A 10,465-nucleotide genomic window follows, 5' to 3' on the forward strand; every position below is an offset into this window, starting at 1 on the left:
AATGAATTAACGACAGAACCGGACGTTCAGCAAACGGTCACGGAATCTGCTGGAAAGAAAATTCAAACAATTTCTATCACCCAGCCGCAAACACCAGCATTAGTTAATCCTGCAGCAGTCAAGGCAAAGGCTGAGCAAGTTGTTGCTAAAGAAATTGATGGTCAAGATGGTGAAAGGGTTCTTCAAATCCCAGTCCGGGAGATTTATTTTGTCATTAACGGCAAGCAATCAAATGCTTCGAAGCTAAAACAGTTTTTAGCTAATGGCGAGAGCAACCTGTTTAAGATCGTTGGAAACGCGATTAATGTAGTTCCGGCAATCGGATTTAGTGGTAAAGTTGCTCCGGTTAAGCTGAGTGTGACAACCGTTAATGGCGATCGGCATACGGTCGATTACGTTACCACAATCTTAAAACCGGCAGTTGTTCATTCTGCTGACCACCAAAAGGATCAAGTTGTTTTTCATGCTGGAGATACTGATGTCCCATTAAAGAAGGCTAATGTTCAGCAAGTCTTCTTCACTAAGGATGGCAGTAATACGACGATTATTAACGTGACCGCTAATGGCCAAACCGTTGGCAAGGCACAAATCGATCCGGCAACTGGGGAGATTAACCTTGTTCAGTTATCAGGCTATACTGGTCAATTGGATGAAATTACTGTTTTGATTTACCTGAAAGATAATCAGGTGGTTAAGTGCAGCTATCAACCAGCATTTCAAGCTTGAGTACCTCAGTATCTGACAGTACTTCAAAGAGCGACTCCGTATCAGCTAGTGAATCAACTTCTGACTCAATCAAGAACAGTCAATCTGTATCTGCTAGTCAAAGTGCTAGTGCTTCAATGAGTACATCATTCAGCAAGAGTACTTCAACTTCAGATAGCTTGAGTGATTCCGCTACAACTAGTCTCAGTTCAAGCGAATCCGCATCATTGAGTACTAGTTTGAGCGATAGCCAATCCTTGAGTACTAGTCTTAGCGACAGTGCATCACGGAGTTTGAGTACTTCAGTATCTGACAGTCGTTCATTGAGCACCAGCTTAAGTGACAGTTCTTCAACTTCAGACTCAATCAAGAACAGTCAATCTGCTTCTACTAGTGAAAGTGCTAGTGCATCATTGAGTACATCACGGAGCTTGAGCACTTCACTTAGCGATAGTGAATCTGTATCCACTAGTGTTAGCGACAGTGCAAGCCGGTCATTGAGTACATCATTATCTGACAGTACTTCAATCTCTGACTCCTTGAGTACCAGTGCTTCAACTAGTCTCAGCTCAAGTGAATCCGCTTCAGCTAGTGCAAGTCAAAGCGCATCTACTAGTGCAAGTTTGAGTACTTCAACTTCAATGAGTACGAGCGCATCCGCATCACTTAGCCTTAGCGGTTCACAAAGTGCCAGTGCATCTGCAAGTGCTAGCGCATCAACTTCTGCTAGTGAATCTGCATCAACTAGTGCAAGTCAATCCTTGAGCACATCATTATCTGACAGTGCATCAATGAGTTTGAGCACTAAGAACTCACAAGCCGAAGCAAGCCGTTCCGCATCAACAAGTGCTTCAACTAGTCTCAGCTCTAGCGAATCTGCTTCAACTTCAGTAAGTCAAAGTGCTTCAATGAGCTTGAGTAATTCAGAAAGTGCATCCGCATCAGCTAGTGCAAGTGCTTCTGAATCATTATCTGCAAGCCTCAGTGCTTCAAATGGTGATAACAGCACGAGCGAATCACATGCCGGATTGGATAGCGCAAGCATGAGTAAGAGTGAATCTGAATCTATCAGCGCAAGTGAATCAACTAGTGAATCACTCAGTGCAAGCGAATCAATGAGTAACTCAATCAGCGCTAGTGCTTCTGAATCATTATCCGCAAGTCTCAGTGCTTCCAACGGTAATAACAGTACGAGTGAATCACATGCTGATACTTCTAAGTCTCAAAGTACTTCAACTGGTAGCAACTCTAGTTCAAACACTTCAACTAGTAATTCAATGACTGCTTCTACCTCTACTTCAAACGATAACCTAGCATCACGGAGCTTGAGTATCAGTGCAAGTGAATCACTCAGTTCTAGCGAATCAATGAGTGACTCAATCAGCGCTAGTGCCTCTGAATCATTATCCGCAAGCCTCAGTGCTTCTAACGGTAATAACAGCACGAGTGAATCACATGCTGCTGATTCTAAGACTCAAAGTACTTCAACTGATAGCAACTCTAGTTCAAACACTTCAACTAGTAATTCAATGACTGCTTCTACCTCTACTTCAAACGATAACCTAGCATCACGGAGCTTGAGTATCAGTGCAAGTGAATCACAATCTGCTAGTGAATCAGTACAACAAAGCGCAAGCCTCAGTGAAAGTTTGAATAACGCTTCAAGCATCAGCGGTAGCAATGGTGGCCAAACTTCAACCAGCATCAATGGTGGTAAGAACAATGGCAACCAAGGCAATAACGGTAACAATGCCGGTAACAACGGTGCTGCTAATAATGGCAACGGTGTAATCAACACTGGTAATACTGGCTTCGCTGGTAACGGTGGTCTTACTAACCTCGGTTACGGCACAGGTGCAGGTCAAGTTGTATCAAGCCTTGACTTCGGTGCTGCAGGTCTTGCTGGTAACGGTGCTACTGGTACCGGAACTGGTAATGGCGCAGCTGCTAGTCAGAAGGGTCACATGAGATTACCACAAACTGGTAATACTGGTAACGCTCAAATGTTAGCTGACCTTGGCTTCATCTCCGCAATGTTTTCTCTTCTCGGCATCGCAGGCGGCAAGAAGCATAAGGATGACAACAAGTAGTAAGTGTTAAGTAACTAATGCGAAGTAATTCCGCATGAAATAGAAACAAGAGCTAATGGTTTTCACCGTTAGCCCTTGTTTTGTTTTAAAATTTGAAAAGGCGGGAGCGTGACAGAAGTCATTTATGACTTCGTTTTCACGCCCCCGCGAGCGCAAATAGGGTTCCAGAGTTCGGTTATACCGGACACTGGAACCCATTTGCGTACCGCGCTGTTCGTATTTAAACTTGGTAAAAGTACTTATGTCACAGTCCTGCTTTTTTGCTAATTATTCAGCCATTTTTGTAGGAAGTCCTGAAGTAGTCGGGCATCTTCTCTTGTAAGGGAGAAGGTGTTGTCGTAAGTTTCTTCCTTGAAGCCGACATTGGTAAGAAGAATCTCTAGTCGGCTGGCATCTTCCTGACTTGGCTTGATGCTGAGTTCATTTGGGCAACCATCATCCCGGTCTTCACCGTCATAGCGAGAGTGGAACCACTGATCCTGATTGCTTGTTTGATGACGATTCACGCTATCACCTCGCTTTTATTATAAACTAATCGGGTAATCGAGCGCACGGGCTTTCCTAATTACTCCTCGTTTCCAGGAATAAACCGCTTGACGAGAAACATGGTACTTTTCAGCAATCTCACTATCTTTGAGATCGAGAAGTAAAACGGCATGGAGGTAGCGTTTTTCGTTTGGTGAACAGTGTGCTTTCAGTTGGGTGAAGAAGTCGTTGTTTTCGCGGTGGACAAAACTGTGTTGGCTATTGGGATCTGCAGTGAAGTGGTTGAGAGTATGTTCGTCCAGTGATTCATCATTGATTGAGCCAAGCCGGTGTTCCTTTTCCCAGAATTGATGACGTAATTGATCCAGCAATCGCCAGTAGATTCGCTTGTAGGCAAAGTTCATCAGTCGACGTTCATTTTCCGGATTATTAGGATCGTCGGGAAAACTGGTGTAAGCGTGACTAAAAATGAGACAGCCCTCTTGGAAGAAGTCGTCATAGCAGTCATGAGTCGGTGAAATATGAAGCTGTTTAAGAACACTGTGAACGAGATTAATTCGCTTGTTTGTCGATAAGTAAACGAGACCGTCAATTAATTTTTGATTTGTCATTTGGAAACATCCTTTGTGAGAGTATTCCCAAGAGCTCTTGAGTAGTCTTAACTTAACAAGAAGCCGCTGACTGAGCGAATGATAGAAAAATAATAATCCGGTTCAAAAAATCATTGACAACGGTTGCATAATCGCATATTGTATTATTCGTTAATTATTGAGCAATCTTTGCCGGAGGTTTGTTCATTTTTGAAATTTGAAAGGGAGGGTACCTACATGGATGAAATCATTGATATTTCACGACTAGGCGATCTTAAGAATTATTCAGTTACTACGGTCTTTCAGCCGCGATGGGATAATGTATTGTTAATGACACCATACGATCGGAAGAGGACGTATATCTTGACGATTGATGGTGAAGAGCTGATATTGGAGCAACGACTACAGGAAGTTCTGCGGAATTTTGGGGAGTTTGCTGGAGTCCACCAGATCGAGATGCAGACGCTGTATAGTATCGTTAAAGGGCAGACGATGGGAATTATCGCTGGACATTATGAATTGGTGCCAACGTGCGGTCGGGGAAACTGCTGGGTTGCCTATTATATGGCCCACCACGTTGATCATTATCAGCGTAATCAGGGAAATAATGGTGTTTTAATTACTTTCAAGTGCCGTAGCCAAAAGTTAATTACGGTAGCAGTGGGGACATGTATGAAGACCTTTGAACGATTGCTTCATCAGGCCCATGAAGTCGGCAAGATCCAGCTCGAATCGGTAAAGAACCTTTGCAATAGTTTTGGCATTGGCAACAATGAGGTCGGCCGCTTTACTTGTGAGACAACCGACCATGAACAGTTTCTGCACCGGAAGCAATATGAAAGAGTTTTCATGGACCAAATTTTAAAAGTAGTTGGCCAGACTGCGGACCGGTGTTATGGGGAAGACTTTACTGCGGACTTCTATAAGCAATTGCGAAGAATTCTTGCCCGATATTGAAGTTGTTTATGTACACAACACTAACAATTTGTCTGATAATCTGTTAGAATCTGACTGAAGGGGGATACTTTCAAAGCGAAACAGGACATGGAAGTGTTATTATGATGAGTAATTCTAAACAAAGTGGTTTTGAATATGCAAAGAAAATTCTCGCTGATTCTGATCTGGCTGGGCTTGTTTTCTGGTTAGGATTTCGACCTTTCAATGAAGATGAACTATCTACTTTAATTGAGAGTTCGGATGAGAAGATTGAACTTGCCCTGCAAAAATTGCGGCAAAATGGTGTCGTAAACCCAATTAAAGATGATCAGGAGAAATGGACATTGACGAATGATGGCGACGACTTGCGAAATATGTTGATTTCGTTAAGCGTTTGGGGTCGCCAGCAGATGGATAATCAAGAAGAGATTATTCCAGAGTTAATCGTTGAACCGGAACGGGTGGCTAACTTAAAGGAGTTAGTTAAGTTCCGTGATGGTGTTGTGCGCAAGTACATGAATATCTAATAAAAAGTTGTCTCATAGGGGACCAGAGCATTCCGCACTGAAAGGTGGGGGATGCTTTTTTGATGGGAAAATAAGTTAATGGTCGATAAAATTTTGCTAAATTTAAGATGAGCTTATTTGACTAATATGATGAATCTTTCAGAGAAATAAATTATGATTGCCTACTTAAATGATTCGGTAATCTCAATCCTGACAAGAGATGTGAGCGTTACTCCACGTTAGGGGGGGGTAAGGGATCGCTTCTAATTGTCTTTCCCTTGATAAATGATTTTTGATGGACTTCTAATTTATTGTTAGAATGCCTTTAATTAGCTAAATTAAAGTGGTAAGATACGAAAGTCAAAGTTTATAGAAAAATTAAATAAATTACTAGTTGGGAGATAAGAGTATGGCGGAAAATGATTGGTCTTCAAAGAATAGCGTAGAGAAGCACCATCATCACAAACATCATCATCGCCACCATCGTCATCATCATATGCGACGGGGATGGAAGATCTTTTGGTCGATTTTTGGCGTGTTAGTTGCGATCTTGTTGATATTTGCAGGGGTCGCTTACCATAATCTCAGCGTTACTACTGGAGATATGTATAGCACTTCAGGAGCAAATACCAAGAGAAATGCACAAAAAGTACTAGCACAAAAGAAGCCAGTATCAATCCTGTTGATGGGGACCGATACTGGTGAATTTGGCCGAAGCGATAAGGGACGGACAGATACTTTGATGATCATGACCCTTAACCCGAAGACAAAGACAACCACGATTATTAGTTTGCCACGGGATATGAAGGTTAATCTGCCCGGTTATCCAGAATATTCGCCATCAAAGATTAACGCTGCTTACACTTACGGCGGTGTTAAGGAATCAATTAACACGGTACAAAAGGAATTCAACGTTCCAATTGACTTTTACCTGTTAGTTAACATGAATGGCCTAGAAAAAGCCATTAATAAGGTTGGCGGTGTTGATGTTGTTTCACCATTAACCTTTAGCTATGAGGGGCATTCCTTCCAAAAGGGTAAGAAGTACCACTTAAATGGAGAAGCAGCCCTCGCATTTAGTCGGATGCGGCATGAGGATCCAAATGGTGACTATGGTCGTCAACAACGGCAACGGTTAATTATTGCGGCCCTCTTGAAGAAGTCTGTTTCTTACAAGACTGTGTTGAACCGGAGCTTCTTACATTCAATTGCGGATAGTTCCCAAACGGATCTGACAATGCGCGATATGATGCGACTCGCTCAGCACTATTCCGCTGCCCGTGATCATATCGTTCAAGACCATGCCGAAGGGGATAACGACAACGAAGGCGGAACTTCCTTCCAAGTGGTTAACCACGATGAACGGCAACGAATTAGCGATTTGTTGCAGAAGAGTTTGAATTAGAGTGAGAGCCGTGACGAATTAGCAATCGAGCACTAGAAAATCCCGGACGATGATTGTCTTGCAATCAAGGACGGGATAGCTAGGCGGAGATTGCGGTCACGGCGAACACGTTTTGACTATATTGCCTACAAAAACTCTACCTTATTAATGAATAAAAAATCTAAACAACAGGAGAATCAGAAGTGAATACTAATAGTTCTACCGAAAATGCAAGTCGGGAAAACCAAATTGACTTGCACCGGTTAATGGAAATTTGTCGCGATCACGCCAAACTGTTCATCCTTTGGACAGTGATTATGGGGATTGTTGGTTTTGTGGTTGCTGAGTTTGTCATTACCCCACAATATACAGCTTCAACCCAAATTTTGGTTAACCAGAAGCACGATAACGCTGATGGTCAAGCATACAATAACCAACAAGCTGATATCCAGGTGATCAATACCTATAAGGACATCATCACTAACCAAGTGATCCTTTCCAAGGCCAGTAAGCAGTTGGAAAATCCAGTTCGGGTTATTACTCCAGCTAAGAAGGCCGTTTATGAACGAAATGCCAATGGACGTCGGGTCTTGGTTCGCTCAGCTAAACCAGCAGTGGTTGAACGGACAAATGGTAAGTCCTACCACGTTACAACCGCTCAATTAAAGAAGGCCATTTCAGTTCAGACCCAGCAAAATTCTCAGGTCTTCACTTTGAATGCCAAGACGAATAACGCTGAAGAATCTGCGGCAATTGCTAACACCGTTGCTTCTGTCTTTAAGCAACAGATTAAGCACATTATGTCAGTTAACAACGTGACGATTATTTCACGGGCGAACACACCTAAAGCACCTTCATTCCCTAATAAAAAGCTCTTTACCTTAGCCGGAGCTGTATTAGGACTTTTGCTGAGTTTTGCCTATGTCTTAATTAAGGAATTAACCGATACCACAGTGAAGAGTGACGATTTCTTGACTAATGAGCTTGGTTTAACCAACCTTGGTGCAGTTGGTCATATTCAAATGCGGGCTGACCAAGATGGAATCGGTACTAGTCGCTCTGATGATCACCACCGGCGGGTTTAAGGAGGTTACCTAGATGAGCTTATTTAAGAAGAAAACGAACGCTAGTAATGAAACAATCCGCTACGGGGCAAAATTGATTACCGTTAAGGATCCAAAGAACGTAATCTCCGAACAATTCCGGACAATCCGGACAAACATTAGCTTCATGGGGATTGATCACCCAATCAAGACCTTGGCCTTTACTTCCGCCAACATTAGTGAAGGAAAGTCAACTGTCACCGATAATATTGCGGTTGTTTGGGCAAATGCCGGGAAACGTGTGCTATTAATAGATGCCGATCTACGTCGACCAACACTTCACCAAACCTTTAATATTTCAAATCGTGAAGGGTTAACCACCATTTTGACTAGTGATGCTCTTGAGATGGATATTACTAACATGATTAAGGAAACTGAAATTGATAATTTATCAATTTTGACTTCTGGGCCAATTCCGCCAAATCCTGCTGAATTATTGAATTCTCAACGGATGCAGGCATTGATTGCCAGTGTAGAGCAAAGTTATGATGTTGTGATTCTCGATGTTCCGCCAATTCTTGCCGTTTCAGACACCCAAGCATTAGTTAGTCATCTTGATGGTGTTGTTTTAGTTGTTAAGATGGGGCAAACAGAAAAGGCCGGTTTGAAGCGTTCAGTTGAACTGTTAAAACTGGCTCACGCCAACATCCTGGGTTATGTAATGAACGATGTTGGTCGAAATGGTGACTCTGCTTACGGTTACGGCTATGGATATGGCTACGGTTATGGATACGGGTATTCATCTGATAATAAGTAAGGACTGATCAGTTATGGTAATGGTTGATTTACATTGTCATCTTCTTCCGGGAATTGATGATGGTTCTAAGAATATGGAAATTTCATTGCGACTTGCTAGTGAAGCTGTCGAGAATGGGGTGACCCATGCTTTACTAACGCCCCATCATCTGAATGGTCGTTACGTAAACCATAAGCAGGACGTCATTAAATTGACGAACGAGTTTCGGGAGCAATTAAAAGCGCATCAAATTCCGTTAACCGTTTTTCCGGGACAGGAAGTGCGGATTAATGGGCAGCTGATTGAGGCGCTAGATCGGGATGACATTCTCTTTGCGGACGAAGATAACCGTTACTTAATGCTCGAATTTCCGGACAATGATGTACCACACTATACCAACCAGATGGTCTTTGAACTTCAGCAACGGGGAATTGTTCCGGTAATTGTCCATCCTGAACGGAATACCAAGATCATGGAACAGCCAGATCTGTTATACCAGTTATTGCAAAAAGGATGCCTATCGCAAATCACTGCTAGCTCTTACGTGGGAACGTTTGGCAGGAAGGTGGAAGACTTTAGTCGGCAGTTAATTAAGAATGGCCAAGGTTACTTATTTGCTTCTGATGCCCATAATCTACCAGGACGAAAGTATGAAATGAGCCAGGCATTTGAGAAGCTCAGTCAAGAGTTTAGTCCAGATTTAGCTAAACGATATGGTGCGAATGCTCGAGCAATCATTAATGGTGAAAACGTTCCGATGAATGAAGTTCAACCGTTGAAGAAAAAGAAACATTTCTTGTGGTGGTAAGAGTTAGTTATCGAATATAGGGGAGGAAAATAAAAGTGACTAAGGTATTAATCACAGGTGGAGCCGGATTTATTGGCTCATTCTTGGCTCACAAACTTGTTAAGTTGGGACGAGATGTTACGATTGTTGATAATCTTTCGATGGGACGTAAAGAGAATATAGATGATATTGATGTTACTTTTTATCAACATGATGTCTGTGATCATCAATTTATGCATGAGCTACTTACCAAGAGAGAGTTCGATTATATTTATTATTTAGCTGCTGTATCGAGTGTTGCTGATTCAGTAGAACGGCCATTGGAAACCCATGAGGTAAACCAGGAATCAGTAGTTGATACACTTGAATATATTCGAAAACAGAATTTACCAATTAAACGGTTCTTATTTACCTCTTCTGCAGCTGTTTATGGAAACTTACCAGATTTCCCTAAGCAGGAAGATTCACATGTTCAGCCATTGACTCCCTATGCAATTGATAAGTATGCTTCTGAACGGTTTACCATTGATTACGGGAATTTGTATGGCTTACCAACAACGGCTGTACGTTTTTTTAATGTATACGGACCACGACAAAATCCTGATTCACCATATTCTGGGGTACTTTCAATCATTACTAAGTGTCTGAAAGAAAATAAACCATTCACGTTATACGGTGATGGTTCACAAACACGGGATTTTGTGTATGTTGATGATGTTGTTAATGCTTTGATGACGATTTCAAAACAAAGTAATGAACCGAAAGTATATAATGTTGCAAATGGTGGTGAGACGCCATTAATCGATGTTATTCATACTTATGAAAAAATATCAGGAAAGCAAATCAAAATTAAATTTGCGGAAAGCCGTAATGGAGATATCAATAAGTCGAAGGCTGACATTAGTCGTTTGAAGGAGATTGGTTTTGAACCACACTGGTCGCTTGAGGATGGATTAAAAAACTATTGGGATTATTACGCTAAAAAGTAAATCTTTCAGGGGAGAATATTAACGTGCAAGTATTGATAAGAAAAGAAGATAACGAAAGAAAAGAAGAACAATTTACTTTTCTTAAAATGATTGGCGAACCCGTTCCAAAGTCAAAATTAGTTGGAAAACGGGTCTGTGATATTATTTTTGGTA

General features: G+C 41.9%; 11 protein-coding genes. 9 read left to right on the top strand and 2 right to left on the bottom strand.

Translation table 11 applies throughout. The features are described 5' to 3' along the window. Positions 1–726 (top strand): hypothetical protein (locus HMPREF0549_RS09915; RefSeq protein ID WP_003717470.1); only part of this gene is annotated, 726 nt, incomplete at its 5' end. Continuing rightward, positions 696–2,795 carry a hypothetical protein gene (locus HMPREF0549_RS09765; protein WP_050754870.1) on the top strand — a complete coding sequence of 700 codons (2,100 nt, stop codon included), beginning with the start codon at positions 696–698 and terminating at the stop codon, positions 2,793–2,795. The genes HMPREF0549_RS09915 and HMPREF0549_RS09765, both read left to right, overlap by 31 nt. A 263-nt stretch (positions 2,796–3,058) precedes the next feature. Here HMPREF0549_RS09765 and HMPREF0549_RS06465 read toward each other — a convergent pair whose 3' ends face one another. Both HMPREF0549_RS06465 and HMPREF0549_RS06470 read right to left on the bottom strand, forming a co-directional pair. Further along, entirely contained in the window at positions 3,059–3,301 is a 243-nt protein-coding gene (locus HMPREF0549_RS06465) for a hypothetical protein (RefSeq protein WP_003717473.1), read from the bottom strand. 18 nt (positions 3,302–3,319) lie between these two features. Beyond that, positions 3,320–3,892: a sigma-70 family RNA polymerase sigma factor gene (locus HMPREF0549_RS06470; RefSeq protein ID WP_003717474.1), complete on the bottom strand. Its 573-nt coding sequence runs from the start codon at positions 3,890–3,892 to the stop codon at positions 3,320–3,322. Positions 3,893–4,108: 216 nt separating this feature from the next. On the opposite strand from HMPREF0549_RS06470, the gene HMPREF0549_RS06475 reads away from it, so the two are divergent. From HMPREF0549_RS06475 to HMPREF0549_RS06505, 7 genes are all read left to right on the top strand, one after another. Then, entirely contained in the window at positions 4,109–4,828 is a 720-nt protein-coding gene (locus tag HMPREF0549_RS06475; protein WP_003717475.1) for a hypothetical protein, read from the top strand. 101 nt (positions 4,829–4,929) lie between these two features. Further along, a complete protein-coding gene (locus HMPREF0549_RS06480) occupies positions 4,930–5,334 on the top strand; it encodes a hypothetical protein (protein WP_003717476.1) in 405 nt (134 codons plus the stop codon). Between the two features lie 388 nt (positions 5,335–5,722). Next, a complete protein-coding gene (locus tag HMPREF0549_RS06485) occupies positions 5,723–6,718 on the top strand; it encodes an LCP family protein (RefSeq protein ID WP_040531476.1) in 996 nt (331 codons plus the stop codon). A gap of 182 nt (positions 6,719–6,900) precedes the next feature. Continuing rightward, the gene (locus HMPREF0549_RS06490) at positions 6,901–7,782 is read left to right on the top strand and encodes a YveK family protein (protein ID WP_040531478.1); all 882 of its coding nucleotides are present in this window, start codon (positions 6,901–6,903) and stop codon (positions 7,780–7,782) included. A 13-nt stretch (positions 7,783–7,795) separates the two neighbouring features. Then, positions 7,796–8,557 carry a CpsD/CapB family tyrosine-protein kinase gene (locus tag HMPREF0549_RS06495; protein ID WP_003717479.1) on the top strand — a complete coding sequence of 254 codons (762 nt, stop codon included), beginning with the start codon at positions 7,796–7,798 and terminating at the stop codon, positions 8,555–8,557. 13 nt (positions 8,558–8,570) lie between these two features. Continuing rightward, positions 8,571–9,344, top strand: a complete 774-nt coding sequence (locus HMPREF0549_RS06500; RefSeq protein WP_003717480.1) for a tyrosine-protein phosphatase — start codon at positions 8,571–8,573, stop codon at positions 9,342–9,344. A gap of 35 nt (positions 9,345–9,379) precedes the next feature. Continuing rightward, on the top strand, positions 9,380–10,312 hold the full coding sequence (locus tag HMPREF0549_RS06505; RefSeq protein WP_003717481.1) for an NAD-dependent epimerase/dehydratase family protein: 933 nt from the start codon (positions 9,380–9,382) through the stop codon (positions 10,310–10,312). Positions 10,313–10,465: the final 153 nt, after the last annotated feature.

This window comes from Limosilactobacillus vaginalis DSM 5837 = ATCC 49540, from assembly GCF_000159435.1.
GTDB lineage: Bacteria > Bacillota > Bacilli > Lactobacillales > Lactobacillaceae > Limosilactobacillus > Limosilactobacillus vaginalis.

Coding starts and splice junctions, on each gene's coding strand:
- HMPREF0549_RS06470 (WP_003717474.1), bottom strand. CDS start 3,892: ATGACAAATCAAAAATTAATTGACGGTCTCGTTTACTTATCGACAAAC.
- HMPREF0549_RS06475 (WP_003717475.1), top strand. CDS start 4,109: ATGGATGAAATCATTGATATTTCACGACTAGGCGATCTTAAGAATTAT.
- HMPREF0549_RS06480 (WP_003717476.1), top strand. CDS start 4,930: ATGATGAGTAATTCTAAACAAAGTGGTTTTGAATATGCAAAGAAAATT.
- HMPREF0549_RS06485 (WP_040531476.1), top strand. CDS start 5,723: ATGGCGGAAAATGATTGGTCTTCAAAGAATAGCGTAGAGAAGCACCAT.
- HMPREF0549_RS06495 (WP_003717479.1), top strand. CDS start 7,796: ATGAGCTTATTTAAGAAGAAAACGAACGCTAGTAATGAAACAATCCGC.
- HMPREF0549_RS06500 (WP_003717480.1), top strand. CDS start 8,571: ATGGTAATGGTTGATTTACATTGTCATCTTCTTCCGGGAATTGATGAT.